Genomic DNA, 24,866 nt, shown 5'->3' with positions numbered 1-24,866 from the left:
TTTCACTCAACAATCCGGAGCTGCGACACCGCCGCCCCGAACTTGTTCATGAAACTGACTGGCTCATGGTGCTCGACCTTGACCGCAGCAGCGGCGGCGCCGTTGCGATGTGCGACGCGGATCGGGCGAATGACTTGCGGCTCGGGCAGATCGTCCTCGCCGACGTCGGGCAGCATCGACGCGATCGCCGAGGCGGCGAGCAGCTGCTCGCGCTCTTCCAGCTCGCGGGCCGCGCGGCGATGCTCGCGCTCCAGCTTCGCGCGGGCGCGCGCCGCGTCCAGGCTGTCGAATCCGCTGTCCTCGATCAGCTGCGCGGTGACCAGGAAGCGGCCCGCCGCGTCATAGACGTGGATGTCGCCGTGCAGATGGTCGGGGTCGAAGCGGATCGTGACCTTCTGGCCCGCGATCTGCATCAGCTCGGGCGCCCAGTATCGGTTGTGCGCCAGCTTGATCATGCCGCTCTTGCGGTCGGTGGTGACGCGGTCGGCGGTCAGCAGCGCGAGGCGCAGCTGCTCCTCGGTTGCCTTGCCGATCGGCGCGGTGGCGTAGCTCGCGGCAAAGGTCTCGTCATAGCTGCGCCCGTTCGCCGTCTCGCTGCGACGGCCGCGCCGGGCATTTAGCGCCACCATGCCGGCGTTGACGATGCGCACGAAATCATCCCACTCGACGGCTTTGGAGGCGTAGTTTTCGGGCTTCGCATCGGGCCGGTTGCCGGTGTAGGCGCCGGCGCACCGCGGGTCGCGAGCGATCACGTCTGCGACATCCCGGAAGAAGCGCTCGATCGGCTTCGCCTGGCCGTGATGCGGGCGTGCCCAGTTGGTCTTGATGCCCAGCGCAGTCAGCAGGCCGGTCGGATCGTCGGCCCGGATCGTGAAGCGATATCGGGTCTTCGCGCCGCCGGTGATTTCCTTCGACGCGAACGCGCGGCCGTTGTCGAGCGTGCAGGCCTTGGGAATCCCGTAATTGGCGAACAGGTCGGCGAAGGCCAGACGAGTCAGCAGCGCGCTCTCGCTCTCGCCTAGGCGCCATGCCAGCATCTTGCCGCTGAAGAGGTCTTGGATCGCGACCATGATCGGGCGGATCACCCTGCCACTGGGCGTGCGGACGAAGACGTCGAGCTTGTGGCCGTCGATGTTCACCGCTTCCATCGCGTGGAAGTGCGCGCGCGAGCGGCGCTGCGGAGGCAGCATTTGCCGCAGCGCATCCTTGCCGCCGCGCTTTGCCGTGACGAGCCGCTTGTCGATCTCCCGGTCGAAACGACGCTTCAGGGTCTTCTCACCGGGCAGTGAGAGGCCGCGCGCCTCGGCGATGCGGCTGGTGCGCCAATAGCAGGAGGAGAATGTCGGCTGCTCGGGCCGCAAATAGTCCGAGACCAGAATTTGCATCAGCTCGGGGTGACACTCGGCCTCGCGCCCGCCGCCCTTCCGCTGCGGCGCAAGGTGCGGCAGGCGATCGGACGCAGCGACGCCGTCGACCAGCGCCATCCAGCTGTAGAGCGTCGACATGCCGACCTTCTCGCCGATCGACAGCGCCGACACCGCGGTCGACGTCGAAATGCCCTGCTCGATCAGCGCGAATACCTGCGTCAGGATTGCGTTGCGGCGCTCGGCCTCGGCCTTCACCTTGTCGGACTGCGCTTCGTACCAGCTCCACATCGTGCCCTGGCGCAGCCGCTCGTCCTCGACCGGCTCACAGGCCGCCGAGATGCCGCGCCGCATCAGCGCCGCCTGCGTCGCCGCGGGCAGGATCGAGACATGATATTCCAGTCCGCCACCGCGCGCCTGGCGCGTCCGCGCCAGCGGCATGCCGTCGCCGTCGACCTGAAGCGCCCAGCATTCCTTCGACGCGCGCTCGTTCACCTTGCGCTTCGTCGACGGGAGCCCCGGCAGCTTCAGCTCGGCGAGCTCGGCAGCGGTGAACCAGTATTTCCCCCCTTGGAACTTCATCGTGATCCCTCGGCTCGGCGGATTGGCACCGCCCGTTGTTCGATTTTCTTGCGGCGATCGCGCAGCGCGGCGATCTGGCGGTCGATGTGTCCCAGCTCGGCCGTGGCGACCTCCGGGCCTTCGAACACCGCGACGCCCAGCGCCGGGCGGACGATGCCGTCGAGCACGTCGACGCGGTCGGTAGCGGCGAGCAGCGCGATCCAGTGCGCGGCCGAGATATTGAATCGGTCGCGGGACTCGCTGGCCCAGCCGTCGATCGTCATCTTGCTGACTTCGGTGCCGAGCAGTCGCGACAGCTCGCCGGCCATGACGTGCCGCGAGCGGCCGTCCTCTTGCAGAATCCGCGCCACCGACGAAGAGATCATGCGCGGCAGATGGGCGAGAGCCCCGTCGAAGCGCTCCGGCATCGGCACGTTGAACGCGTCGAGGTTGAACGCCAGCTGGCGATCGTCAAAGGCGGGTTGGCGCTTGCCCATCACCGTGCCCCGCAGCGTTCGGGGTGATGGCGACGAAGCGCATCAAGAAGCATGGCACTGCCGGCGCGCGCCGCGCTCTGCCAGCCATCGTCGCGCTGCTCGCCGCGACCCGTCCAGACAAGATCGGCATCGGCGGCCTGCGGCAACACCTTCCGCGCCGGCATTCCCGCGCGAAGGCTGGCGACCAGCTCAGGTGTCAGATCGGCGACGCGGCGCTCGGCAGGTTGGCCGGGGGCAGGATTCGAACCTGCGACCTCCTCCGTTGTCGGCAGGGCACGATCGGGAGCGACCCGATCGAGTTGACCATCCCCTTCGATCGGGCGCGCTACCGCTGCGCTACCCCGGCCATGTTTGTTTCCCTGTTTGTTTGTCCGAAGAATGCCGCATTTTTCGGACACGGGCTCCACTGGCGGCAGGCAATCGGGCCGCATGCAAGCCGGCACATCGGCGGGGTCCATCGGCAAGTGCGGCACGATCTTGGCTATTTTGCCATCAGCGCCGAAAGTGATGGTCGTCTCGACGGAGATATCAGGGCGGCTCGACAGGTCGACACCGATGATCGTCGGCGCCGGCGTGGACGTCATCGACTTCGCATCGCTCGACGGACGGGCGTTCTCCAGCCCCACCATCGCGGCAGCGCTCGGCGACAGGCGATACCCGCCCATTGCGAGCAAGCCTTTCCACTGGAGCGCCTGGACATGCTCCGCCAAGGCCGCCCTGTTGAGCCCGCTGCAAAGCATCAACTCGCGCGAAGTGGGCACGTTCGGCGCCGCCTTCGCGATGCACTGCAGGATTCGCCAGCGCGGCTGGGAAATGCTCGACGGCGCCGACCGCGAGCTGTCGATCGACTGCATCGTCGCGAGCATGGCGGTGGCGATCGCCGGGTCGCTGATCTGGCGAATATTGCTCACTGCGCGGCCTCCGCAACGGCGATCCAATGCGCGCGAACCAGCCGCGTGATCTCGTCGGCGACCGCCTTCCCGCCGCGCAGGCGGCGCACCGACCAGCCGCACTGGCAGATGGCGAGCGAATAGGTGCCGCCATAAGGCGCCGGGGCGGTCTGGTTGCTGACCACATGATCGCGCGCCGAAACATGACCGGCGCAGGTCGGATTGCGCAGGTCGGCGCCGTCGACCAGCTCGGGGGAATCGCAGACGTAACAGGCGTCAGGCATGGGTCAGTCCCTCATCATCCAGGGCTCGTCGCCCTTGATCTGAAAGCGGAATCGGCGCGGCGCGCCGCCCTCGATCTGGCGCGCGGCGAAGGTGCGGCCACAGGCGCGCGTCGCCTTCAGCCGCTCTTGCGCCGCAAGCCATTCCTCGCGCGCGAGCAGCTGCTCGGCCTCGCCCAGCGAGACATCGCGCTCGCGCGCGAGGAGGAAGATTTTGCGGTGCCGCGCGAGCTGCTCGGCGCGCGTCAGTTTCGCCTTCGTCATCGGCCGCGCTCCGCCTGCTTGAACGCCGCATCGCGCGGCTTCACGAAATGGGTGCGCGTGTCACCAGGCTGGGTGACGACGCGATTGTCGAAGACCACCCAGCAATAATCGGCCTTGCCGCTGGTGAAGGCGTTCTCGCCCATGCTCGGGATCAGGTGGCCCGGCGGCATCGACGGCCGCTCCATCAGGATCAGGATGTCCGAGGGCATCTTGCGCTGGAAAAGCCGGTACCGCTGGTCGCTCGACAGCCACTTGAGCGGGACGAGCACGCACACCTTGTCGCTGACCATTCGGAGCGCCTTGGCGACCATCATCGACGTGAGGCCGGTGACGATGCAGCCGTTTTGCGTGCTGTAGGGCGGATTGAAGACGATCGACGTGGGCTCCGCGAAGCCCTCGGGATTCTCGCGAAAGAAATCTCGGATCGCGAACGGCCAGTCGCCGACCGCGAACTCGAAAGAGCCGCGCCGGTCCTCGACATCGCCGCCCGACACCTCGAATCCGAACAGGTCGAAGACCTCGGGAATCGTCCCGCGTCCGCAGCACGGATCATGGATATGCTGGCCCGCGAAAGCTCCCAGCCCGAGGGTCGCGATCAGCGCCTCGGTGCACCAGCTCTCGTCGACATACCAATCCCAGGGATGGCGATCCTCGGCCAGCGCGGTCAGTTCGGCGGCGCTCACAGCAGCCGCCCCGTCGCATAGACGACCGGACGATTTCCCTCATAGGCGATCGTCATGGGCGTGGTGCCGCGATGGCGCGGAGGATCGAACGGCCGCGGCGCGGGGTCCAGAAGGACCAGCGCCTCGGTCCAGAGCTCCTGAAAGGCCGCGACATGCCGCGCGCGCCACGTCGCCCCCAGCGCCTTGCGCAGACGCTCGGGCAACGCGAACCAATGCGTAGGGCAAAGCCAGCGGCCTTCCTCGACCGGCGTACGACAACACGGCGCCGCGCAGGGTACGGGGCGGCGCGTCATTCTTCCTCGCCTCCAATCATGCTGTCGCCGAGCTCGGCCATGCGCGCCTCGATCTCGGCCATCAGCACCGGCAGCGCGCTTGGCTTCACCATCTCGACCAGCGTCGGGGCAAAGCTCTTCCAGCCCGCGACCGACAGCCGCGACAGCGCTGACTGCGCGCCGTTCATATGCTTGGTGTCGCCCGTCAGGCGGGGCTTCTCGGTACGCGCCTTCGCGCCCGCCGCGATCATTGCGTCGGCGACCGACCCGATCTCGCCGGCGTCGTCGCCGATGATCGTGTCGATCACCAGGCGGCGCGTGCCCTCGTCGACGATGTCGGCCAGCTCGAACAGCGCGGCCTGCTTTTTGCCAAGGTCGGTGCGCGCCAGCTCGTCGACCAGCTCACGCTCGAACGGGGCGATCAGCTGGCGGTGGATCAGCAGCGATCGGCGGATGCTGCGGGCGGAAAGGCCCAGCGATTCCGCGACCTCTTCCTGCCAGCCATATAGTCCGGACATCGTGGCCGCACTATGCTCGGACTCCATTGCCGCAGCCTGATCGGCGCGGACGACGCCCGGCGCCTTGGCGCGTTCGCGCTCCCACCGTTTGACCTGGCCGATCTGCTGCGCCGACAATCCGGCATGATCGCCCGACCAGCGCGCCTCGGCATCGTCCGCAAGCGCGCGGATGAACATCGCGCGCTCCAGCGGCCCGAAATCGCGGCGGTGAAGGTTCTCGCTGGCCTCCATGCGGAGCAGCTCGGCGGCGGTACCCTTGACCTCGATCGCGTCGATCGACTGGAGGCCCAGCCCGCGCGCGCCTTGCAGGCGGTGCAGGCCGGTGACGAGCTGCCACTGGTCGGCCAGCTGGTTGAAGATGACCTTGATCGGGTCGCTCTGCCCGTCGCGCGCGATCAGCGCGCCGAGCGCAGCCGCCTTTTCCGGCCAGAACAGGCCAATCCGCTCACCGACACGAACATCGGCGGGATTGATCTGGAAGACTTCGGTTGCGGCGTAAGGTGCTGTTGCAGCGGCGATATTCATTTCGCCTCCGCAATTAGATGCTGCACGACCGAATCAGGGGTGCTAGCGTCCGACAAGTCGGATGATTTGAAACGCCCAGGAAACAGCTCTTGAACACTCTTGCCGAGATCCTTTGCGATGGCCGTTGCGGTCTTGGCGACCGCGCGTCCGCGCAGCACGTCGGCGGCGGATTTCCTTGGCAAATCGTACTTTTTCTCGAACTTGTAGAGCGACCCATGCTTGATACGCAGGGCCGCTTTTATCGCCTCGGGATGAGGGGCAGCGGATGACATGACGAACGCTCCTAAATCCAACAAGTCGGATAAAGCATCCGAGAAGTCGGAAAGTCAAGCGCTATCTGGCGCGGACGCTGTCGGGCTGCGCGTCCGCAAGTCTGCCCATGAGATGAATTTGAGCCAGGCCGACCTTTGTAGGAAAGCAAAAATCGCGCCGCAGACGCTCAATGGCTATTGGAATGGCAAGACATTGCCGAAGCCGGCGCAGCTTTTCGCGCTGGCCGACGCGCTCGAGCGTAATCCACGCTGGCTCGCGACGGGTGAGGGGCAACCGACGCCGCCGGTCGAGCTTGACCCCGATCGCGCCGACGACGAGACCCAGCTGCTCGACGCCTGGCGCCGTCTCGAACCGGAACAGCAGGCCCACGTCATCGCTAATGCAAGATTTCTCCTCGGCGCCTATATGGTGCCGCGTCTCAAGCTTGGCCGCGAGGAGCCGTTAACGGTCCACGACAAGGCTCGCAGCTTCAGAGGAGATGAGGAATGAAGGTCATCCTGCCGATCATGGGCGCCGCGCTGGCGCTCTCGGCCTGCACAGCGCCCGCCCCGGTCGAAGAGGCGCAGGCAACGCCCGCGAAGCCCGAACCGGCCGCGCCGGCGCCCGCCGCGATCGAGGCGGCAAAGACCGCGCTCGCCTCCGAGCCGAAGATCAAGGATTTGAGCTATGATGCCACAAACACGGTCCAGTGGAACGTGGGCGTCCTCGACGACGGCTCGCGCCGCACCGGTTATGCGCAATATGTCTGCCAGGTGCTGCAGGAAAAGGGCGCGCTCGCCGGCCGCACGCACGTCCGCATCGTCGATATCGCCAAGGTCGCCCAGGGCAGCGACTTCCGCGATGCGAACCTCGGCCATGTCATCTGCGAAACTGGCGACATCGTCGACACTTAGTCCGGACAGCAAAAATCGGCCCACTTAAGGCGCGCCTCCGGGCGCGCTTTTCGTTTGTACTGTCCGCAACAGCCTCGGATTTCAGCCAGAATTCCTAAGTGGGACCATCCCGCGCGCGCTTTTCGCCCAGCGTCCCACTTCCGGTCCCACTTTCAAACCCGATCTGGCCGGCCTGGTGCATGGCGCACCAATCTGAGAGCCGCCTGAAAGCCCGCTGAGCGCCTTCTCACCGACATTTAAGAGGCCGCGCGCCAACTCCGGTTGCTCTTGTCCGAGCGACCTCTATTAGAATGGTTAAGCTAGATAACGGTCCCACTTACGCGGAGCGCCCCGAATGTGCCGAAACGCCCCATTTTCGCGGACTTGTCCCGCACAATCCCACCAGATGCCGGTCAATCCCGGCACTCCAGCCCCTCTTGTCCCCTAACACTGCTCGTCAGCAGCCGCCTACCGCCCGATCTGCGCCGCCTTGTCGCGCAAATCCGCCGCCGCCTGCGCATTCCCGCGCCGGTCCAGCAAATCGGCATAGATCCGCATGATCTCGCTGTTCAGCGGCTGCAGCCGATAGGCGAGCGCGATCATCGGCAGCGCCTGCTCGCTGTCGCCTCTTGCAATCCACGCACGTGCCAGTTCGCGCAGCACCACCGCGTCACGATTGCCGATCCGGCGGCGAATGCGCTCATAATGCGCGATCGCGGAATCCCAGTCGCGGGCGTCCATCGCCAGCGCAGCGGCGATCCGTTCGCCCGCCACGCTCGACGGATCGTTTGCGAGCAGCCGCAACACGACGCGGCGCGACGCCGCGGCATCGCCGATACGATAAAGCGCATTGGCCAGCCGCAAGGCGACCCGCTCGCTCGCATCGAGTGCCTGCGCCGAGCGGTACGCCTGCACCGCAAGGTCCAGCCGCCCGCCCGCCAGCGCCGCATCGCCCAGGAGCACATGGGCGTCGGCGACACCGGGGTTGGCATCGCGCAGCCGCGTCGCGCGCGCGATTGCTCCCGCATAATTGCTTCCCGCCAAATCGGAGGAGATCGCCGGGATCGCCTTCGCCGGATTGAGCGGATCGCCATCGGCCGACAGCGAAGCGAGACCATAGCTGTCGCTCGCGGCGAACGGCGCCGCCTCGCCGCGCGCCAGCGTCGCAGCGCGCGCCAGATAGGCTGCGGACGCCTGTGCGTCCCCCGTCTCGGCCGCCAGCCGCGCCGCGAGCAGCAACGCCCAGCTATCGGCATCGCCGCGTGCCGCGATGGGCGCCAGTGCATCGGCCGCCGCCCCGGCATCGCCATCGGCCCAGTCGGCCACCGCGAGGATGCGGCGCGCGGTGAAATTGTTCGGCTGTTCGGTCAGCAGCCGGTCGGCCCAGGTCGCCGCCACGGCCTGTCCGCCGAGTTCGAGTTCGACGACCGCGCTCAGCAGCATGAAGCCGGGCACATCGTCCATCGCACCGCGCGTGCGCTGGAGCAGGCTGCGCGCCAGCGGATAGTTCGCGCCGCGCGCCGCGAGCACCGCCTGCAGATAATATATCCTTGGATCGCCCGGCGCCAGCTCGGCCGCCGCGCGCAGCGACGCCAGCATATCCTTGTACCGGCCGAGGTCGCCGAACGTCGCGCCCTGCTCGATCAGCGCGTCGGCGTTGGCCGGATCGGCCGCCAATGCGGCCTCGTACCAGCCGAGCGAGGGCTTCAGCCCCTGCTGCGTGCGCACCAGTTTCGCCTTGAGCGTCAGGGCGGCGCTGTTCTTCGCGTCGAGTTCGATCGCATAGTCGGCGGCGTCGTGCGCGCCCGCGGCGTCGGCGTTGGCGTCCCGAAAGCGCGCGATCGACACCCACAGCGCCGCCTCGTTCGGCAGCGCCCGGACCGCGCGATCGAACGCGGCGCGCGCCGCGCCAAGGTCGCCGCCCGCAAGCTGGACGTCGCCCTCGACCCACGCCGCCTCGCCTGCCATCTCGGGCGCGACGGGTCCGTCGGCGAGCGTCTCCAGCGCGCGCGTCCCGTTCCCCTGCAACGCATAAGCCCGCGCCAGCAGCGGGCGCAAATAGTCGGCGTTGGCGCCCGCCGCGAGCGCCGCCTTCACCGTCGCCTCGGTCCCCACGCCATCGCCCAGCGCGATCTGCACGCGCGCCAGCCGGACGCGTGTCGCAATATCCTTGGGGTCAGCCGCGACGTCGCCCTGCAGCTTCGCAGCGCGCTCGCGAAGTTCGCTACGCGCGCCCTCCTTCGTTGCTTCGCCGCAGCCGGCGAGCGCCAGCGCCGCCAGCGATGCGGCGAGCAGGACGCGGACACGGACCACTCAGGCCTGCATCCGATATTGCTTGAGCAGGTCGTAAAGCGTCGGGCGGCTGATCCCCAGCAACTTCGCCGCCGACGAGATATTGCCCTCGCTCTGAGTCATCGCGCGGCGGATCGCGACGCGGTCGGCGGCTTCGCGCGCGCTGCGCAGGTTCAGATAATCCCCACCGTCCGCCTCGCTCGCGCCCGCCAGGTCGAGGTCGTCCTTCATCACCAGCTTGCCGTCGGCCATGATCACCGCGCGCTTGATCCGGTTCTCGAGCTCGCGGACATTGCCCGGCCAGCGCCCCTCGTCGATCGCCTGCAGCGCGTCGGGCGCGAAACCGCGCACCGACGGGTTCATCTCGGGCGCATAATGGTGCAGGAAATGGCGCGCCAGCAGCACCGCGTCGCCCGGCCGCTCGGCGAGCGACGGGATCTTCACCACCATCTCGGCGAGACGATAGTAAAGGTCGTCGCGAAAGCGCTGCTCGGCGATCATCGCGTCGAGATCGCGGTGCGTCGCGCAGACGATGCGCGTATCGACCGCGATCGCCTTGCGCCCGCCGATCCGCTCGATCGTCCGTTCCTGCAGGAAACGCAGCAGCTTGACCTGCAGCGGCAGCGGAATGTCGCCGACCTCGTCGAGGAACAGCGTGCCGCCATGCGCCAGCTCGATCTTGCCCTCGGTCGTCTTGACCGCCCCTGTGAACGCGCCCTTCTCGTGCCCGAACAGCTCGCTTTCGAGGAGATTCTCGGGGATCGCCGCGCAGTTGATCGCGACGAATGCCCCGTCGCGCCGCCCGCTCGCCTCGTGCAGCCCGCGCGCCAGCAATTCCTTGCCCGTCCCGCTCGCGCCGAGCAGCATCACCGACACGTCGAGATTCGCGACGCGCTCGATCGTCCGCGCGACCTTCAGCATCTCGGGCGCCCCGGTGATCATCCCGCCGAGCACGCGATTGTCGCCCGAACCCCGCTCGGCGAGCCGCCCGTTCTCGACCTCCAGCTCGTGGACATGGAACGCCCGGCGGACAATCAATCCCAGTTCCTCGATATCGATCGGCTTCTGGTAGAAATCCCACGCCCCGCTCGCGATCGCCGCCAGCGCGCTGGCGCGCTCGCCATGCCCCGACACGACGATGACCTTGGTATCGGGCTTCACCTCGAGGATCGCCTTCAGCACGCGGAATCCCTCGCGCGTTCCGTCGGGGTCGGGCGGCAGCCCGAGGTCGAGCGTCACCACCCCCGGCTCCTCGGCGCGCAGCAGCTCGATCGCGCTGTCGAAATCGCCCGCGATCAGCACCTCATAATCGTCATACGCCCATTTGAGCTGCGCTTGCAGCCCCGGGTCGTCCTCGACGACCAGCAATTTCTTCGGCGCGGTCCCGCTGTCGTTCATGTCTATGCCACTCTTCCTGCCGGCATTCCGGCGTCCGCATGGGCCTCGGCCAGCGGCAGCCAGAATGTGAAATTGCTGCCCTTGCCCGGCTCGCTCGCGACCTCGATCGACCCGCCCATCGCCTGCGCGAGCTGCAGCGCCTCGAACGCCCCCAGCCCGAAGCCGCCTTCCTTGGTCGAGACGAAGGGCTTGAACAACTCGTCGCGGACGAAGGCGCGGGTCATGCCCGCCCCCTGGTCGATCACGTCGATCCGCACGCGCCCATTCTCGGCGACCGCGATCAGCTGCACCGGCGTGTCGTCGGCAGAGGCATCGATCGCATTGCTCACCAGATGCTGGACGACCTGCCGGATCGATCCCGTGTCGCCCCACGCCGCAAGGCCCGCCTGACATCCGACGAACAGCGCGCGCCGCGTCCGTACCTCGGCCGCGACGTCGCGCATCAGCGGCTCGACCAGCGTGCGCACGGCATCGGCCGACGGCCCGCGTTCGCGCGGCGACAGCCGGACGAGCAGGTCGGACAGCCGCCGCGAGGAGATTTTCAGCGTTTCGATCATGTCGGCGCGGAACGCCGGCTTTTCGGCATGACGCTCGGCATTGCTCGCGAGCAGGCTCAATTGGCTCGCCAGATTCTTGATGTCGTGCATGATGAAGGCAAAGCGGCGGTTGAACTCGTCGAAACGCTTGGCCTCCGACAGCGCCGCCTGGCTGTGCGATTCCGCCAGATAGCTTGCCGCCTGCTGACCCGCGATGCGCAGCACGTCGAGATCCTCCCAGTCGAGCGCGCGCGACACCGGCGGGCGATGGAGCACGACGACCGCGATCATCCGGTGGAAATGCAGCACCGGCACGACGACCCACGCGCGCGGGTCGGCAAGCAGCCAGCCCGGAATCGCCAGATCCTGCTCGCCCTTCTCGCCGCGCCGCTCGGCGTCGAGGTCGACGATGTGCCGCGTTTCCTGCAGCATGAAGGCCGACCGCAGCGGCAGCTCGGCGCCCTCATCGATCCCCGCCGGCCAATGCCACTGGTCGGAGACGCGAAACGCGCCGAGCGGATCGGGCAGCATCAGCAGCGCCCCCGGACTGCCCGTCAGCTCGGCCAGCGCGCGCGCGGCGCGGCGATGCAGGTTGCGATCGTCCTCGCCGTCGCCTTGCGCAAGCGTCGCAGTAAAGCGCATCCATTCGGCGCGATAGTCATAGCGATGCTCGAAGAAATGTTTCGAGATCATCACCGACAGCCACGCCCGCGCGCGCGCCGACAGCAGCAGCAGGCCGCCCGCCCCCAGTGCCAGCGTCAGGAACACCCCCTGCGCGAGGTCGCCATAATCGCCGCCGAGCTGCCGCGCGACTGCACCCGACAGCCCGATCAGGACCAGATAGAGCGCCGCGCCGAGCAGGATCAGCGTGCGCACCGCGGCGGGGCGCGACAGCCGCATCCGCTCGCGCCCGATATCCATCGCCGCGATGACGAAGGTCGGCAGGATCGCCAGCGCGACCGCGGGCAGCAGATGGATCAGCGTCGTCGCCGCCCTGCCGGTCATCGCCCCGATCAGCTGGACGTTGAGCTCGTAGCCCCACAGCATCGCAAAGCCGCCCGCGACCGCCATCACCGGCATCCGGAGGCCCGCGCTCGCGCGGCGGACCCCGCTGTCGATCACCAGCAGCCCGCCGATCGCGACGAGCATCGTCGAGACGGCAAGCGACGGCCCGAGCCACTCGCTCGCCACCGCGCTCCGCCAATGGGCGATCAGGCCCGCGACCAGCGAAATGCCGCTGATCGTGACGAGCAGGCGAAAGATCAGCCGCTGCGCCCCCGCCATCGCGGCGGGTTTCGGCCAGAAGGTCGCCGCCAGCCAGCCGAGGATCGCCATGTCGCGCAGCGCCTGCGCGACCAGCACCTGCGACGCGCCGGGCGCAAAGACATAGAGCGACGCGCTCCACGCCATCGTCGCGGCGGCGGCGATCGCCAGCCAGCGCGGCGCGGGCATCAGCGCCGCCATCCGCTCGCGCGGCCGCGCCAGCAGCCACAAGGTTACCCCGCCATATCCGACAAAGGCCAGCGCGGATAAAATGTCGGCAAGGGCTCCCAGCGTCGGCATGGTCAGCGCGCGCCCTCCGGCCACAGCACGACGCGGATGGTCTGGAGGAGGATCAGCAGGTCGAGGAAGGGCGAGTAGTTCTTTGTATAATAAAGATCATATTCCAGCTTCGCCCGCGCATCCTCGATCGACGCGCCATAGGGATAGTTGATCTGCGCCCAGCCGGTCAGCCCCGGCTTCACCATGTGACGCTCGGCATAATAGGGCAGCTCGCGCTCGAGTTCCTCGACGAAGGCCGGGCGCTCGGGGCGCGGGCCCACGATGCTCATCTCGCCCTTCAGCACGCACCAGAGCTGCGGCAGCTCGTCGATGCGCAGCTTGCGGATGACATGGCCGACGCGCGTGACGCGGGGGTCGTTCTCGGACGCCCACACCGCCTGCCCCGCCGCCTCGGCATCGGTGCGCATCGACCGGATCTTCACGACCTCGAACGGCTGGTCGTACCGCCCGACGCGCGACTGGCGATAAAAGACCGGCCCGCGGCTATCCAGCTTCACCGCGACGCCCGCGATCAGGATCAGCGGCAGCCCGACGACCAGCACCGCCAGGCTCGCGCCGATATCGAACAATCGCTTGCCGACGCGCGAGATCCGCTGGCCCGCCGAAAAGCCGTCGGAAAAGATCAGCGCGCTCGGGTTCGTCGTCGCCAGGTCGACGCGCCCGGTCTCGCGCTCGATAAAGCTCGCAATGTCGCTGACCTGCACCCCCGTCGTCTTGACGCGCAGCAGGTCGTCGAGCGGCAGCGCGCCGCGCCTTTCCTCCAGCGCCAGCACCACCTCGCCCACGCGCAGGTCGACGACATGGTCGGCGATGCTGGCGATCATCGCGCGCGGCATCGCGTCCGCGATCGCGCGCTCGCCCTCGGTCATTGCGACGAAACCGGCGATCACGATCCCGCTTCCGGGCGCTTCGGCCAGTTTCTTCAGCCGCATCGCGCGCTTGCCCGCGCCGAGCACCAGAACGCGCCGGCGGAACGCCTCGGCCCCCGCGCTCTGCGTCAGCGCCAGCCGGATCAGCGACAGCGACGCGATCGCGAACGCCATCGCGTACAGGCTGTTGACGCGCCACAAGGTCGCGGTCGGCAACAGGAAGCCGACGACCGCGAGAAAGATCACCCCCAGCGAAATCGCCGCGAGCAGCCGCGCGGTCGCGAACTTCATCGACCGCAGCGCCTCGTTGCCGTACATTCCGGTCGCCATCATCGCGAGCGAGTTGGAAATGGCGAACGTTGCGAGCGGCAACCAGCGATCGGTCAGCGCACCGGGGTCGAAATCGGCATAACGGGCATAAAGATGCCACGCCGCCTCGGCCGACCCCAGCAAGGCCAGAAATTCGATCAGCGCCAGCCAGACGACCGCATGCGGCACATAATGTTTGAACAGTCGGAACATCGGAAAGTCTGGCCCTTTCGCGGATATATTTAGCGCGCAGGCGTCAACTGTCGGTTAATTTTACACTTGTTTATCGCCCCCATGCGCCGAGTCCAGAGCGCAAAGCCATTCAGCTTCCCGGGTTGGCTGCGCTCCGGCCTCTGCCGGGGATCGCACAGGGCAGCTGGCGACCGGTTGCGGACATGGCGCCGCCGTTGCTAACAATGCTGCCTATCCTAATCGGGGTGTGTCATGGGCGGAATTAACATCTATTGCGGATCGTTCCAAGGTGAGGACAAGTCTGGAAGCGCATTTGAAGATGTGCTCGACGATCTCTCAATATTGGCTGACGCCAACACGCTATCAGTGATATCGCGCATCAAACTTTCTCTAGAAGATGCGAGCGATCATATCCTGGTTTTTCCAGACGACGCGAGTGACTTGATCGAACCGTTGCGGGCGTACAATGCTACTAGCACTACGCTTGAGATGGAAAGACATTACTGCTCAAGGAATCTGCTGAAAGCCTGTGAAACCGCCGCAGCTGAAGGCGAGCCAGTCGCTTTGGTGTGGTAGGTGAGGCGGCGTCCGCTTCCCACCCCAATTTAGACATTCCCTCTTCGTCATCCCGGACTTGATCCGGGATCCAGCACGGCGTTGAAGTCGTGGACCCCGGATCAAGTCCGGGGTGACGAATCTTCGCGATCGCCTGCGCGCTTCATGTGCGTATTGAGGAAGCGCATCTCGCCCGCGAATTTGGCGCACGCTGCGACGACTTCCGCCGCGCGACGCCGCGCTGGCTGGTCTTCTAGTCGCCCGCGAAGTCGAACGCGCTCACGCCGCGCTCGCCTTCGCGGAAGCGCAGCGGGCGGCCGAGCGGCGGCATCGAGCGCTGGATGCAGCCGCTGCGCGTGCAGCGGCGACAGCCGAGCCCGATCGGCGTGGCGTGGCTCCGCATCAGGTCGATCCCGCGCGCGGCGATCAGCGGCGCCGCGACCTTCGCATCGACCCCGACGCACACGGCAAAGCGCGCGGGCGTCCCGCTCCCCGTCGCGCCGGGGGCGGCGACCGAGCGCGACTGGGTGAACCAGCGCGAGCCATCCTCCAGCTCGACCAGATCGGCGATCACCTCGCCGGGGCGCGAAAAGGCTTCGTGAACGCCCCACAGCGGGCAGCGCGCATCGCCATCGACCAGCGGCGACTGGCTCGCCCCCGCATACCGCTTGCTCCCCTGCCCCGCGCGGTCGATGCGCAGCATGAAAAAGGGCAGGCCGCGCGCGCCGACGCGTTGCAAGGTCGTCAGCCGGTGTGCGACCTGCTCATAGCCCGCGCCGAAGCGCCGCTGGAGCAACAGCAAATCATATCCCGTCGCGTCGCACGCGCGCAGGAAGCGGCTGTACGGCATCATCAGCGCGGCCGCGAAATAGTGGATCAGGTGGCGCTCGAACATCCGCGCTGCCGCGGCTTCGGCGAACCCTGCGCCCGCGACGAGCGCGTCGATCTCGTCCTTCGCCTCGATCTGCGCAAGCGTCGCCGCCGCCTGGAAGGTGCGCGACGCGGGTCGCAGCAGCTCGTTCAGCATCAATTGCCGCGCGTGCCAGTCGAGCCAGCGCAGCCGGTCGGGCATCACGTCGCTCGGCAATATGCGAATGCCGAGCTGGTGCCGCGTGCGCAAACGCTCTGAAATCGTACCATAAAGGTCGCCGCCCGCGAGCCGCAGCTCGTCGGCCAGTTCCTCGGCGCGCGCGTCGAGGTCGGGGAAATGGTTGCGCCATTTCTCGATCGCGCGGCGCACCGCGGCGACTTCGGGGGCGTCGCCCTGCGCGTCGCCGCGTTCCTCGGGGGCGGCATCGAACAGGCGGGCGAACGCTGCCGCGGTCGCGGGCGCGGTCTGCAGCCACTCATCGACCTCCTGCGCCCCGATCCCCAGATCGGCGAAGCGCGGATCGGCGAGCCGCCGCCTCAGGCCCGCAAGCCCGCCCGGCACATCCTCGGCGCCCAGCTTCGCCGCATCGAACCCGAACCGCTCGGCCAGTCTGACGATCACTGTCGCGGATAATGGCCGCTGCCCATGCTCGATCAGGTTGAGATAACTCGGCGAAATATCGAGCGCCTCGGCCATCGCCGCCTGCGTCATCGCCGCCTCGCGCCGCACCTTGCGCACCGCCGGCCCCGCAAACACCCGCCGCTCCGCCATCGCTTGTAACTTTCTTTACTACTTTACACGACGATTTACACCGAACCGGCATATTTCACAAATATTATTGACAAAGCTTTTCACTTTCCGCGGCACCTTCGCCAACTTCCACCCATCACCTCTCGACAAGGGACTCGAACGATGGGCTACACCGAAGATATGGCGCAGGCAGGCCGCCTCATCCGCGACTATGACGGCACCTGGGACGGCATCAGCGGCGAAAGCGTCGCCCGGATGCGCGCCCAGAACAAATTCCGCACCGGGCTCGACATCGCCCGCTACACCGCGCGCATCATGCGCGCCGACATGGCCGCCTACGACGCCGACCCCGCCAAATACACCCAGTCGCTGGGCTGCTGGCACGGCTTCATCGCGCAGCAGAAGATGATCTCGGTCAAGAAGCATTTCGGAACCGTCAAGGGCCGCTACATCTATCTCTCGGGCTGGATGATCGCCGCGCTGCGCAGCGAATTCGGTCCGCTCCCCGACCAGTCGATGCACGAAAAGACGAGCGTTCCGGCGCTGATCGAGGAAATCTACACCTTCCTGCGTCAGGCCGACGCGCGCGAACTCGGCATGTTGTTCCGCGACCTCGACGCCGCGCGCGCCGAGGGCGATGAGCTCAAGGCAAAACAGGTCCAGGCTGCGATCGACAATCACGAAACGCACGTCGTGCCGATCATCGCCGACATCGACGCCGGCTTCGGCAATGCCGAGGCGACCTATCTGCTGGCGAAGAAGATGATCGAAGCGGGGGCTTGCGCGCTGCAGATCGAAAATCAGGTTTCGGACGAAAAGCAGTGCGGCCATCAGGACGGCAAGGTCACGGTGCCGCACGAGGATTTCATCGCGAAGATCCGCGCCTGCCGCTACGCCTTCATGGAACTCGGCGTCGAGGACGGCATCATCGTGACGCGCACCGACAGCCTCGGCGCAGGCCTCACCAAACAGATCGCTTTCTCGAAGGAACCCGGCGACCTTGGCGACCGGTATAACAGCTTCCTCGATTGCGAAGAGGTCGAGGGCGCCGGCAACCCCGGCGACGTCCTCATCAACCGCGACGGCAAGCTGCTGCGCCCGAAGCGCCTGCCCTCGAACCTCTATCAGTTCCGCCCCGGCACCGGCGAGGACCGCTGCGTCATGGACTGTATTGCGAGCCTGCAGAACGGCGCCGACCTGCTCTGGATCGAAACCGAAAAGCCGCACATCGAACAGATTGCCGGCATGGTCGATCGCATCCGCGAAGTCGTGCCCAACGCGAAGCTCGCCTATAATAATTCGCCGAGCTTCAACTGGACGCTCAACTTCCGCCAGCAGGTGTTCGACGCGTGGGAGAAGGAAGGCAAGGACGTCAACGCCTATGACCGCGCCAAGCTGATGAGCGTCGATTATGACGCGACGCCGCTCGGCGAAGAGGCCGACAACCGCATCCGCACCTTCCAGCGCGACGCGGCGAAGCGGGCGGGCATCTTCCACCACCTGATCACGCTGCCGACCTATCACACCGCGGCGCTCAGCACCGACAATCTCGCCAAGGAATATTTCGGCGACGAAGCGATGCTCGGCTACGTCAAGGGCGTTCAGCGCAAGGAAATCCGCGAGGGGATCGCCTGCGTGAAGCACCAGAATATGTCGGGCAGCGACATCGGCGACGACCACAAGGAATATTTCGCCGGCGAGGCAGCCCTGAAGGCCGCGGGCAAAGACAATACGATGAATCAATTCGCGGCCTGACCAGTTCGGCGCGAGGGGCCCGTTGCACCCCCTCGTGCCACCCGGTTTGGCGCGGAGCCCTTGCACAAACGCTCCGCGCCTCCCGAGCTTTCCTGGGGAGGAAAGCCTGCCCGCCGGAAGCCATTTGGCCTCCGGCGGGCATTTTCGTCGTTTGTGACCTGAATATGACAACGTTTACCCTTGCCCCGCGCGGCCGGCGCCGGCATCATGTTGCGATGCACAACAAGAATCCCCTTTCCCGGGCGGCTGGCGCATGAGCGACACGCGCCTCAAGATTATGGAAGCGATTGCCCGGCGCCGCACCGTGACCGCCGACTATAACGGCAACCGCATGACCCTCGCGCCGCACCAGCTGTTCGAACGCCACGGCGACCTGTTCGTCAGCGCCCTGAACCTCGGCAAGAGCTGGCGCGAGGATGAGGAGCCGAGGCTCGGCCAGTTCAAGCTCGATGGCTTGGGCGCTGCAGAGGTCGAGGAAACGAGCTTCGATCCGTTGCCGACATTCGAAGCCGCGGCGCCGCGCGATGACGACGTCCTGCTGATGGCGGTGTAGGGGCAGACTTTACGCCCGCCCCTGTCCAATTCAAACCGCGGCTGCGTCGTCCCGCCGCGTCTTCACGAGTGACCAGACTACGCCCCCCGCGATCAGCGCCACGGTCACGCCCAGGCTGATGAGCGGCGGGAATTTGCCGCCCCCCAGCACGAAATCGGCGACGAAGATCTTCGACCCGATGAACACCAGCACCAGCGCGAGCGCATATTTCAGATAGTGGAAGCGATGCACCATCGCCGCGAGCGCGAAGTAAAGCGCGCGCAGGCCGAGGATCGCCATGATGTTCGACGTATAGACGATGAAGGTGTCGGTCGTGATTGCGAAGATCGCGGGCACGCTGTCGACCGCGAACACCAGGTCGGCAAGGTTGATGACGACCAGCGCCAGAAACAGCGGCGTCGCGGCAAGCGCGAGCTTTCCGGTCTTCGTGTCGGGCACGCGGACGAAGAATTTCTCGCCATGCAGTTCGTGCGTGATCGGGATATGGCGCGACAGCCATTTGACGACCGGATTGCCCGCGACATCCATCGGCTTCTCGCCCGCGAACAGCATCTTGAGGCCCGTGAACACGAGGAAGGCGGCGAACACATAGAGCAGCCAGCCATATTCGGTAACCAGCGCCGCGCCGCCCGCGATCATGATGCCGCGCAGCACGATCACCGCGACGATGCCCCAGAGGAGCGCGCGATACTGGTAGCGCGGCGGAATAGCGAAGGTCGCGAAGATCAACGAGATGACGAAGATATTGTCGATCGACAGCGCCTTCTCGATGAAGAAGCCGGTGTAATATTGGAGGCCGGCCTCGCCGCCCTTCTCGATCCAGATCCACGCGCCGAACGCGAGCGCGATCGTGATGTAAAGCAAGGAGAGCTTCAGGCTCTCGGCGATCCCCATCTCCTTATTCTCCTTGTGGAGGATCCCGAGGTCGAACGCGGTCAGCGCGACGACAAGGCTGATGAAGGCGAGCCAGAACCAGACCGGGGTTCCCAGCCAGTCCGCGAAGAGAAATTCCATGATGATGATCCCTGGGATGCGCCAAAGGCGCCGCCCCTTCCCTCGACAGGGAGCGGGGCAGCGTCTCCGGCTCTATCTTATGGTGATTAGATGGCGGGCGCGGGCTGGCGCGACAGGCTCGCCAGGCGTTTGCGCACCGCGAGCTTCAGCGTCTTCAGCCGCAAAAGCCGGAACGGATCGGCGCCGCTGCGCCGATGCTCGCGGCGCAGCGCATCGTCGATCTGGCGATGCAGCTCGGTCAGCCGGTAGAAGCGCGATTTGAAAGTCATGAAGGGCCTCCTGATTGATGAAATCAAGCAGGTGACGCCGATGCCGGACCCGGGATTGAGGGGGGAGGTAGGCCAAGCATCGGTGTCACCCGATGCGGTCCGACATCACGTGGCGGAAGAGACTTCCGCCGACGCCAGAGGGGCCCGGCCCGCATACGCACTACATAGGGTAACGGCGGATGCGTTGCAAGGCTTTGCCCCTCCCCCTCCGATCGTGCTAGCCCGTCAGGCTATCGGGTCACCGAGCTTTGGGGAGAAAACATGACCGTCCGGATCGACCTTGATGGCCCGGTGACGATCGTCACCATCGACCGCCCCGCCAAACGCAATGCCGTCGATCCGCTCACCGCGCTGGCCCTCCGCGAGGCCTTCACCGCCTTTGCGAAGGACGATAGAGCGCGCGTCGCCATCCTGACCGGCAGTTCGGGCCAGTTCTGCGCGGGGTTCGACCTCGGCGCGGTCGGCACGTCGCGCTATGACCCCGATGGCCCCGGCCCGATGGGGCCGACCCGCATGCTGCTCGAGAAACCGGTTATCGCCGCAGTCGAGGGTCACGCGGTCGCGGGCGGGCTCGAACTGGCGCTCTGGTGCGACATGCGCGTCGCGGCGGAAGGCGCCATATTCGGCGTCTATTGCCGCCGTTGGGGCGTGCCGCTGATCGACGGCGGCACCGTGCGCCTGCCGCGCATCGTCGGGCAAGGACGCGCGCTGGATATGATCCTGACCGGCCGGCCCGTGGCCGCCGACGAAGCACTGCGCATCGGCCTTGCCGATCGCATTGTGCCCGATGGCGAAGCGCTCGTCGCCGCGATTGATCTCGCGAAACAGGTCGCCGCCTTCCCGCAAATCTGCATGAACAGCGACCGGCTCAGCGCCTACCGCCAATGGGATTTCGACATCGAAGCCGCGCTTGCGCACGAAGCCCGCGCCGGCGTCGCGCCGCTTCGCGAAGGCGCGGCGGCGGGAGCGAAGAAGTTCACCGAGGGCGCCGGTCGCGGTGGCAGCTTCGACGCTTTCAAGGGGAAGTAGGACCAGGAGCCCGCGGCCGCCGCATTGCCGCCGCGCCCCGATCACGATGGGAAGCGGCGGCCCCCGGGGACAAGCCCGGGAGAGCGAAAGTGGGGGGACTGGCGGTTGCGATCAATCGACGCGATTGAAATGCGTGGTTTCCAGTTTTTGACGACTATCGCCGGACCAGACGATGGTTTCCGTCATCGATTTTCGATCCTTGGCGACGGTGTAGACGCGCGTCGACACCCGCGCGCCCGCCTTTCCCAGCGTCATGACCAGTGTGTTCGGAGCCGGCTGTCGCAGCGCAACGCTGTCGATGAGTTCCATATTTCCGGAGACCGGTACCGGGACGCCGTCCAGGGCAGCGGTCGATTCCGCGTGACGGCTGGAGCCGTCGGGCGCGACGATTTCGACGCGCGTCGTCCATTTGCCGTCTGGCGACGCCCGGAAGGTCATCGTCACCCGTTGCGGGCGCTCCTCCTCCGGCAGCTGCGATGCGTCCAGCGACCAGCTTCCGGCGAGCGGCGGTCGCCGCCATGCCGTGCTGTAAACCGTGTCCCGCTTCGCGACCGGATCGGCGGACGGTGCGACCGCGATCATCAATCCGGCAGCGGCAATGGGTAGTGCGATGAGCATGACGATCATTCCTTTCGAGCCGCGAACCCCGATGGCCGCGGTGTGCTCCGGATCCTTTCCGGCGGCACGCTGGTTCGAAAGACCGATATTTTCGTCACAAGTTTTTTGGGGTTCCAGAAGGCGCGCCAGTTCGCGGCTGCTGCCCACCCCCGTCTTGCGGCGGGCGGAGCGCAAACGCTCGTTGATCGATGTTTCCGAACGGTCCAGACGCGCGGCGATCGTCTTCACGGTATGCCCGGCGGCCAACAGGCGCAGAATTTCCATTTCCCGGTCGGTGAGGCATGCAGACAAGCCGGGAGCAGATTCATGGGCAGGCATGTCGTTTGCTGACCACAGCGTCACGGACAGGTCCATCCCAATTTATTTGGAATACGGCAGCGCGGCCCGGCAAAGCGGCTGGTGGCCCCGCCAGGTTCCGTGCCTGCCGCTATGTCTTCGGCATCAGCTTCATTGCCATTGCCGTCAGCGCCTCGGTCGCTGTCGAAATGACGACGGGGGCGTCGGGCGCCCAGAAGGGCGAATGCAGGCTCGGCAACGTCCGGCCTTCCTTCTTCGCCGCATCATATTCGGCCTGCGGGACCCCGCCGACCCAGATGATCAGGCTCTTGATGTCCTTATTCTCTTCGCGCGAGAAACGGCTGAAATCCTCGCCGCCCATCACCGGCGGCAACTGCATGACGCGCTCCTCGCCGAAGCGGGTCTTGAGGAAGCCCGCCATTTCGTTGGTGAAGTCGACCGTATTGAACATCGCGGGCGTGAATTCGTCCTTTTCGACGGTCACCACCGGCATCTTGTCCTCTGGCATGCCCGCCGCGATCGCCTCGCCCTTCGCGATCCGCGCAATTCCGTCGAGCAGCTTCACGCGCACCTCGTCGGTGTAGCTGCGCACGGTCAGTTGCAGCCGCGCCTCGTCCGGGATGATGTTGTGCTTGGCGCCCGCGTGGAAGCTGCCGACCGTCACCACCGCGCTGTCGAGCGGGCTGATTTCGCGCGAAACCAATGTCTGCAAGGTCGTGACGATCCGGCTCGCGAGCACGATCGGATCTTTCGTCGCCTGCGGATAGGCGCCATGTCCGCCCAGCCCCTTCACGAGGATGTCGACGCTGTCGACATTGGCGAGCGCGTAGCCCGGCGTATAACCGATCATCCCCGCCGGAAACTGCGCGGCGTCGTGGAAGGCGAGCGCATATTGCGGTCGCGGGAAGCGGGTATAGAGGCCGTCCGCGAGCATCATCCGCGCGCCCGCGCCGCGCTCCTCCGCGGGCTGGCCGATCATCACCAGCGTGCCCGACCATTTGTCCTTGTTGGCTGCCATCAGCCGCGCGGTGCCGATCCACGCCGTCATATGCGTATCGTGCCCGCACGCATGCATCACGCCCGTTTCGACGCCTTCCTTGGTCGTCACGCGGACCTTCGAAGCGCCGGAAAGCCCGGTCTGCTCGATCACCGGCAGCGCGTCCATGTCGGCGCGGACGAGCACCACGGGACCGGGTCCGTTTTCCAGCACCGCGACGACGCCGGTGCCGCCGACCTTTTCGATCACCTTATAGCCAAGCTTGCGCGCCTCGGCCGCCAATATCCCCGCCGAGCGGACTTCCATGAAACTGAGTTCGGGATTGGCGTGAAGATCCCGGTAGATCTCCATGAGCGAAGGCATCTGCTTCTGCACCTCGGGCGCCAGCTCCTGCGCCGCCGCGGGCATCGAAAGCGCGAGCGCAGCCACGCCGGTCCACCATATCCGCATCGTCATTCCCCTGTTCAGCTTGCAGGCACGAGTTCGATCACGTCGAGCAACGATTCATAAGCCGGCGCCGGCAGCACCAGCCGCCAGCGATTGTCGCCGATCCGCTCGACCAGCCCCGCCATGTCGCGCATCCGGTCGGTGCCGTAGCTCAGCGGCATCGTCTCGTCGCCGAGTTCGAGCGTGCCGAGAAAGATCTGCCGGTTGAGACTGTCGGGAAAGATCAGCCCCACCGGCCGCTGCGACCCGGTCAGCTTGGTCAGGCTCATCAGCCCCTGTTCGGACGCCACGCGACAGTCGAACCAGCCATAGGCGACATAGGCGAGCGTACTGCGCCCCTGCGTCCCGATCTTGACCGTGCGGCAACGGTAATCGCCCGCGGGAAGATGCGGGTTGGGCAGTGCCGCCGCCGGCTGCAGCAGGACGCCCTCGCGATCGACGTCCCCGCCAAAACCCTTGGCGCGCGCATCGGCGAGGGCGGCGGTCCAGCTCGAATACCAGTTGCGAACGCGCTCGCGATCCCGATCGGTCGCGGTCGCGCGCCAGGTTCCGGCGGTTTCGGCCGCCGGTGCGGCCGTCGGGGCATCGGCGGCCGAAGGCGGCTGCGCCGCGATCGTGGTGCAAGCGCCGAGTCCCAGCGCACCCGCGCAAAACATCGAAAATTTCGGGATGCGACCCCTCATTGCCTTTGCCTCCTGCCCGGCGTTTTGCCGGAGCTTAGGAGGCGAAAGGTCAATGCTCAAGCGCGATGCTCAGGCGGCGGTCCAGCCGCCGTCGACGCTGAGGTTCGCGCCGGTGATGTTCGCCGCCTCGTCGCGGGTCAGGAAGGACGCTATCGCCGCGACCTGTTCGACGGTGACGAACTGCTTCGTCGGCTGCCCTGCAAGCAGCACATCGTTGATCACCTGTTCGCGCGTCATGTGACGCGCTTTCATCGTGTCGGGAATCTGGTTTTCGACCAGCGGGGTCCAGACATAGCCGGGGCTGATGCAATTGACCGTGATCCCGGCGTCGGCAACTTCGAGCGCGACGGTCTTGGTCAGGCCGGCAAGCCCATGCTTCGCGGTGACATAAGCCGATTTGAACGGCGACGCGACGAGCGAGTGCGCCGAGGCGGTGCCGATGATTCGCCCCCATTTCTTCTTGCGCATCCCCGGCACGGCGTGGCGGATGGTGTGGAACGCAGCGGTCAGGTTGAGCGCGATGATCATGTCCCATTTCTCGGGCGGGAAATCCTCGACCGGCGAGACGAACTGCATCCCGGCATTGTTCACGAGGATGTCGACCCCGCCGAGATCCTTGTCGGCGCGCTTGAACATCGCCTCGATCTCGTCGGGCTTGGTGAGGTCGGCGCCGTCATAGACAGCCTTGCCGCCGTTCAGCACCGCCAGCGCCGCTCGCTCGGCCTCGATCGCGGCCGCCTCGCCGAAGCCGTTGAGGATGATATTCGCGCCCTCGGCAGCGAAGGCCTTGGCAATGCCGAGGCCGATGCCGGAGGTCGATCCGGTGACGAGGGCGGTCTTTCCTTGGAGACGCATGATTTTTCCTTTCA

General features: G+C 66.4%; 27 protein-coding genes and 1 tRNA gene. 7 read left to right on the top strand and 21 right to left on the bottom strand.

Features of this window, described 5'->3' with window-relative positions:
- Nucleotides 1–2 precede the first annotated feature (2 nt).
- The 4 genes from ATE64_RS11890 to ATE64_RS21655 all read right to left on the bottom strand — a co-directional run bounded on the left by ATE64_RS11890 (nt 3) and on the right by ATE64_RS21655 (nt 2,768).
- Complete coding sequence (locus ATE64_RS11890) at nt 3–1,946, bottom strand: transposase domain-containing protein (protein ID WP_058456144.1); 1,944 nt, start codon at nt 1,944–1,946, stop codon at nt 3–5.
- Nucleotides 1,943–2,422 carry a hypothetical protein gene (locus tag ATE64_RS11885; RefSeq protein WP_058456143.1) on the bottom strand — a complete coding sequence of 160 codons (480 nt, stop codon included), beginning with the start codon at nt 2,420–2,422 and terminating at the stop codon, nt 1,943–1,945. The genes ATE64_RS11890 and ATE64_RS11885 overlap by 4 nt, the downstream gene beginning before the upstream one ends.
- A complete protein-coding gene (locus ATE64_RS21660; protein ID WP_156416574.1) occupies nt 2,422–2,586 on the bottom strand; it encodes a hypothetical protein in 165 nt (54 codons plus the stop codon). Before ATE64_RS21660 ends, ATE64_RS11885 begins: the two co-directional genes overlap by 1 nt.
- A 62-nt stretch (nt 2,587–2,648) precedes the next feature.
- Nucleotides 2,649–2,768: transfer RNA gene (locus ATE64_RS21655), tRNA-OTHER, on the bottom strand.
- Between the two features lie 83 nt (nt 2,769–2,851).
- Between ATE64_RS21655 and ATE64_RS21650 the strand changes: the two genes are divergently transcribed.
- Nucleotides 2,852–3,382, top strand: coding sequence for a hypothetical protein (locus ATE64_RS21650; RefSeq protein ID WP_156418173.1), 531 nt, complete (start codon nt 2,852–2,854; stop codon nt 3,380–3,382).
- Here ATE64_RS21650 and ATE64_RS11875 read toward each other — a convergent pair.
- Genes ATE64_RS11875 through ATE64_RS11850 form a run of 6 tightly spaced genes read right to left on the bottom strand, consistent with a single transcriptional unit; the run spans nt 3,330 to nt 6,127 of the window.
- Complete coding sequence (locus tag ATE64_RS11875) at nt 3,330–3,596, bottom strand: hypothetical protein (RefSeq protein WP_058456141.1); 267 nt, start codon at nt 3,594–3,596, stop codon at nt 3,330–3,332. The genes ATE64_RS21650 and ATE64_RS11875 overlap by 53 nt on opposite strands.
- Nucleotides 3,597–3,599: 3 nt before the next feature.
- Nucleotides 3,600–3,857 (bottom strand): hypothetical protein, encoded by a 258-nt coding sequence (locus ATE64_RS11870; protein ID WP_058456140.1) that lies wholly within the window; start codon nt 3,855–3,857, stop codon nt 3,600–3,602.
- On the bottom strand, nt 3,854–4,540 hold the full coding sequence (locus tag ATE64_RS11865; protein ID WP_058456139.1) for a hypothetical protein: 687 nt from the start codon (nt 4,538–4,540) through the stop codon (nt 3,854–3,856). Before ATE64_RS11865 ends, ATE64_RS11870 begins: the two co-directional genes overlap by 4 nt.
- Nucleotides 4,537–4,833, bottom strand: a complete 297-nt coding sequence (locus tag ATE64_RS11860; RefSeq protein WP_156416572.1) for a hypothetical protein — start codon at nt 4,831–4,833, stop codon at nt 4,537–4,539. Before ATE64_RS11860 ends, ATE64_RS11865 begins: the two co-directional genes overlap by 4 nt.
- Nucleotides 4,830–5,855 (bottom strand): ParB N-terminal domain-containing protein, encoded by a 1,026-nt coding sequence (locus ATE64_RS11855; protein ID WP_058456137.1) that lies wholly within the window; start codon nt 5,853–5,855, stop codon nt 4,830–4,832. Before ATE64_RS11855 ends, ATE64_RS11860 begins: the two co-directional genes overlap by 4 nt.
- Nucleotides 5,852–6,127, bottom strand: coding sequence for a helix-turn-helix domain-containing protein (locus ATE64_RS11850; protein ID WP_058800170.1), 276 nt, complete (start codon nt 6,125–6,127; stop codon nt 5,852–5,854). Before ATE64_RS11850 ends, ATE64_RS11855 begins: the two co-directional genes overlap by 4 nt.
- Here ATE64_RS11850 and ATE64_RS11845 point away from each other — a divergent pair.
- Nucleotides 6,126–6,617: a helix-turn-helix domain-containing protein gene (locus ATE64_RS11845; protein ID WP_082657720.1), complete on the top strand. Its 492-nt coding sequence runs from the start codon at nt 6,126–6,128 to the stop codon at nt 6,615–6,617. The genes ATE64_RS11850 and ATE64_RS11845 overlap by 2 nt on opposite strands.
- On the top strand, nt 6,614–7,021 hold the full coding sequence (locus ATE64_RS11840; RefSeq protein ID WP_058456134.1) for a hypothetical protein: 408 nt from the start codon (nt 6,614–6,616) through the stop codon (nt 7,019–7,021). Before ATE64_RS11845 ends, ATE64_RS11840 begins: the two co-directional genes overlap by 4 nt.
- Before the next feature lie 447 nt (nt 7,022–7,468).
- Here ATE64_RS11840 and ATE64_RS11835 read toward each other — a convergent pair whose 3' ends face one another.
- The 4 genes from ATE64_RS11835 to ATE64_RS11820 are packed head-to-tail and all read right to left on the bottom strand — an operon-like array spanning nt 7,469 to nt 14,180.
- A complete protein-coding gene (locus tag ATE64_RS11835; protein ID WP_058456133.1) occupies nt 7,469–9,313 on the bottom strand; it encodes a tetratricopeptide repeat protein in 1,845 nt (614 codons plus the stop codon).
- A complete protein-coding gene (gene prsR, locus ATE64_RS11830) occupies nt 9,314–10,690 on the bottom strand; it encodes a PEP-CTERM-box response regulator transcription factor (protein WP_058456132.1) in 1,377 nt (458 codons plus the stop codon).
- 2 nt (nt 10,691–10,692) lie between these two features.
- Entirely contained in the window at nt 10,693–12,789 is a 2,097-nt protein-coding gene (gene prsK, locus ATE64_RS11825) for an XrtA/PEP-CTERM system histidine kinase PrsK (protein ID WP_058456131.1), read from the bottom strand.
- Nucleotides 12,790–12,791: 2 nt separating this feature from the next.
- The gene (locus tag ATE64_RS11820) at nt 12,792–14,180 is read right to left on the bottom strand and encodes a TIGR03013 family XrtA/PEP-CTERM system glycosyltransferase (RefSeq protein WP_058456130.1); all 1,389 of its coding nucleotides are present in this window, start codon (nt 14,178–14,180) and stop codon (nt 12,792–12,794) included.
- Nucleotides 14,181–14,411: 231 nt separating this feature from the next.
- Between ATE64_RS11820 and ATE64_RS21645 the strand changes: the two genes are divergently transcribed.
- Complete coding sequence (locus ATE64_RS21645; protein ID WP_156416571.1) at nt 14,412–14,735, top strand: hypothetical protein; 324 nt, start codon at nt 14,412–14,414, stop codon at nt 14,733–14,735.
- A gap of 232 nt (nt 14,736–14,967) precedes the next feature.
- Here ATE64_RS21645 and ATE64_RS11815 read toward each other — a convergent pair whose 3' ends face one another.
- Entirely contained in the window at nt 14,968–16,356 is a 1,389-nt protein-coding gene (locus tag ATE64_RS11815; RefSeq protein ID WP_058456129.1) for a short-chain fatty acyl-CoA regulator family protein, read from the bottom strand.
- A gap of 141 nt (nt 16,357–16,497) precedes the next feature.
- Between ATE64_RS11815 and ATE64_RS11810 the strand changes: the two genes are divergently transcribed.
- Both ATE64_RS11810 and ATE64_RS11805 read left to right on the top strand, forming a co-directional pair.
- Nucleotides 16,498–18,090 carry an isocitrate lyase gene (locus ATE64_RS11810; RefSeq protein WP_058456128.1) on the top strand — a complete coding sequence of 531 codons (1,593 nt, stop codon included), beginning with the start codon at nt 16,498–16,500 and terminating at the stop codon, nt 18,088–18,090.
- Nucleotides 18,091–18,343: 253 nt separating this feature from the next.
- Complete coding sequence (locus tag ATE64_RS11805) at nt 18,344–18,643, top strand: WYL domain-containing protein (RefSeq protein ID WP_058456127.1); 300 nt, start codon at nt 18,344–18,346, stop codon at nt 18,641–18,643.
- 30 nt (nt 18,644–18,673) lie between these two features.
- Here ATE64_RS11805 and ATE64_RS11800 read toward each other — a convergent pair whose 3' ends face one another.
- On the bottom strand, nt 18,674–19,657 hold the full coding sequence (locus ATE64_RS11800; protein ID WP_058456126.1) for a TerC family protein: 984 nt from the start codon (nt 19,655–19,657) through the stop codon (nt 18,674–18,676).
- Nucleotides 19,658–19,743: 86 nt separating this feature from the next.
- Entirely contained in the window at nt 19,744–19,926 is a 183-nt protein-coding gene (locus ATE64_RS11795; RefSeq protein ID WP_058456125.1) for a DUF465 domain-containing protein, read from the bottom strand.
- A 261-nt stretch (nt 19,927–20,187) separates the two neighbouring features.
- Between ATE64_RS11795 and ATE64_RS11790 the strand changes: the two genes are divergently transcribed.
- Entirely contained in the window at nt 20,188–20,955 is a 768-nt protein-coding gene (locus ATE64_RS11790) for a crotonase/enoyl-CoA hydratase family protein (RefSeq protein WP_058456124.1), read from the top strand.
- Nucleotides 20,956–21,066: 111 nt separating this feature from the next.
- Here ATE64_RS11790 and ATE64_RS11785 read toward each other — a convergent pair whose 3' ends face one another.
- From ATE64_RS11785 to ATE64_RS11770, 4 genes are all read right to left on the bottom strand, one after another.
- Nucleotides 21,067–21,927: a helix-turn-helix transcriptional regulator gene (locus tag ATE64_RS11785; RefSeq protein WP_231729134.1), complete on the bottom strand. Its 861-nt coding sequence runs from the start codon at nt 21,925–21,927 to the stop codon at nt 21,067–21,069.
- A gap of 73 nt (nt 21,928–22,000) precedes the next feature.
- Entirely contained in the window at nt 22,001–23,317 is a 1,317-nt protein-coding gene (locus ATE64_RS11780; protein ID WP_156416570.1) for an amidohydrolase, read from the bottom strand.
- 14 nt (nt 23,318–23,331) lie between these two features.
- Nucleotides 23,332–23,997 carry a DUF4893 domain-containing protein gene (locus ATE64_RS11775; RefSeq protein WP_058456122.1) on the bottom strand — a complete coding sequence of 222 codons (666 nt, stop codon included), beginning with the start codon at nt 23,995–23,997 and terminating at the stop codon, nt 23,332–23,334.
- 69 nt (nt 23,998–24,066) lie between these two features.
- Complete coding sequence (locus ATE64_RS11770; RefSeq protein ID WP_058456121.1) at nt 24,067–24,852, bottom strand: 3-hydroxybutyrate dehydrogenase; 786 nt, start codon at nt 24,850–24,852, stop codon at nt 24,067–24,069.
- Between the last annotated feature and the right edge of the window lie 14 nt (nt 24,853–24,866).

The sequence above is a fragment of the Sphingopyxis sp. H073 genome, assembly GCF_001468395.1.
Classification (GTDB): domain Bacteria; phylum Pseudomonadota; class Alphaproteobacteria; order Sphingomonadales; family Sphingomonadaceae; genus Sphingopyxis.
The sequence above is the reverse complement of the archived record's forward strand: the minus strand, read 5'-3'. Positions and strand labels throughout refer to the sequence as shown.

What these genes read in the sequence shown, in the direction of transcription:
- ATE64_RS11890 (WP_058456144.1), bottom strand. Translation starts at nt 1,946, where the DNA reads ATGAAGTTCCAAGGGGGGAAATACTGGTTCACCGCTGCCGAGCTCGCC.
- ATE64_RS11885 (WP_058456143.1), bottom strand. Translation starts at nt 2,422, where the DNA reads ATGGGCAAGCGCCAACCCGCCTTTGACGATCGCCAGCTGGCGTTCAAC.
- ATE64_RS21660 (WP_156416574.1), bottom strand. Translation starts at nt 2,586, where the DNA reads ATGCCGGCGCGGAAGGTGTTGCCGCAGGCCGCCGATGCCGATCTTGTC.
- ATE64_RS21650 (WP_156418173.1), top strand. Translation starts at nt 2,852, where the DNA reads ATGCAAGCCGGCACATCGGCGGGGTCCATCGGCAAGTGCGGCACGATC.
- ATE64_RS11875 (WP_058456141.1), bottom strand. Translation starts at nt 3,596, where the DNA reads ATGCCTGACGCCTGTTACGTCTGCGATTCCCCCGAGCTGGTCGACGGC.
- ATE64_RS11870 (WP_058456140.1), bottom strand. Translation starts at nt 3,857, where the DNA reads ATGACGAAGGCGAAACTGACGCGCGCCGAGCAGCTCGCGCGGCACCGC.
- ATE64_RS11860 (WP_156416572.1), bottom strand. Translation starts at nt 4,833, where the DNA reads ATGACGCGCCGCCCCGTACCCTGCGCGGCGCCGTGTTGTCGTACGCCG.
- ATE64_RS11855 (WP_058456137.1), bottom strand. Translation starts at nt 5,855, where the DNA reads ATGAATATCGCCGCTGCAACAGCACCTTACGCCGCAACCGAAGTCTTC.
- ATE64_RS11845 (WP_082657720.1), top strand. Translation starts at nt 6,126, where the DNA reads ATGACGAACGCTCCTAAATCCAACAAGTCGGATAAAGCATCCGAGAAG.
- ATE64_RS11850 (WP_058800170.1), bottom strand. Translation starts at nt 6,127, where the DNA reads ATGTCATCCGCTGCCCCTCATCCCGAGGCGATAAAAGCGGCCCTGCGT.
- ATE64_RS11840 (WP_058456134.1), top strand. Translation starts at nt 6,614, where the DNA reads ATGAAGGTCATCCTGCCGATCATGGGCGCCGCGCTGGCGCTCTCGGCC.
- prsR (WP_058456132.1), bottom strand. Translation starts at nt 10,690, where the DNA reads ATGAACGACAGCGGGACCGCGCCGAAGAAATTGCTGGTCGTCGAGGAC.
- prsK (WP_058456131.1), bottom strand. Translation starts at nt 12,789, where the DNA reads ATGCCGACGCTGGGAGCCCTTGCCGACATTTTATCCGCGCTGGCCTTT.
- ATE64_RS11820 (WP_058456130.1), bottom strand. Translation starts at nt 14,180, where the DNA reads ATGTTCCGACTGTTCAAACATTATGTGCCGCATGCGGTCGTCTGGCTG.
- ATE64_RS21645 (WP_156416571.1), top strand. Translation starts at nt 14,412, where the DNA reads ATGGGCGGAATTAACATCTATTGCGGATCGTTCCAAGGTGAGGACAAG.
- ATE64_RS11815 (WP_058456129.1), bottom strand. Translation starts at nt 16,356, where the DNA reads ATGGCGGAGCGGCGGGTGTTTGCGGGGCCGGCGGTGCGCAAGGTGCGG.
- ATE64_RS11810 (WP_058456128.1), top strand. Translation starts at nt 16,498, where the DNA reads ATGGGCTACACCGAAGATATGGCGCAGGCAGGCCGCCTCATCCGCGAC.
- ATE64_RS11805 (WP_058456127.1), top strand. Translation starts at nt 18,344, where the DNA reads ATGAGCGACACGCGCCTCAAGATTATGGAAGCGATTGCCCGGCGCCGC.
- ATE64_RS11800 (WP_058456126.1), bottom strand. Translation starts at nt 19,657, where the DNA reads ATGGAATTTCTCTTCGCGGACTGGCTGGGAACCCCGGTCTGGTTCTGG.
- ATE64_RS11795 (WP_058456125.1), bottom strand. Translation starts at nt 19,926, where the DNA reads ATGACTTTCAAATCGCGCTTCTACCGGCTGACCGAGCTGCATCGCCAG.
- ATE64_RS11790 (WP_058456124.1), top strand. Translation starts at nt 20,188, where the DNA reads ATGACCGTCCGGATCGACCTTGATGGCCCGGTGACGATCGTCACCATC.
- ATE64_RS11785 (WP_231729134.1), bottom strand. Translation starts at nt 21,927, where the DNA reads ATGGACCTGTCCGTGACGCTGTGGTCAGCAAACGACATGCCTGCCCAT.
- ATE64_RS11780 (WP_156416570.1), bottom strand. Translation starts at nt 23,317, where the DNA reads ATGCGGATATGGTGGACCGGCGTGGCTGCGCTCGCGCTTTCGATGCCC.
- ATE64_RS11775 (WP_058456122.1), bottom strand. Translation starts at nt 23,997, where the DNA reads ATGAGGGGTCGCATCCCGAAATTTTCGATGTTTTGCGCGGGTGCGCTG.
- ATE64_RS11770 (WP_058456121.1), bottom strand. Translation starts at nt 24,852, where the DNA reads ATGCGTCTCCAAGGAAAGACCGCCCTCGTCACCGGATCGACCTCCGGC.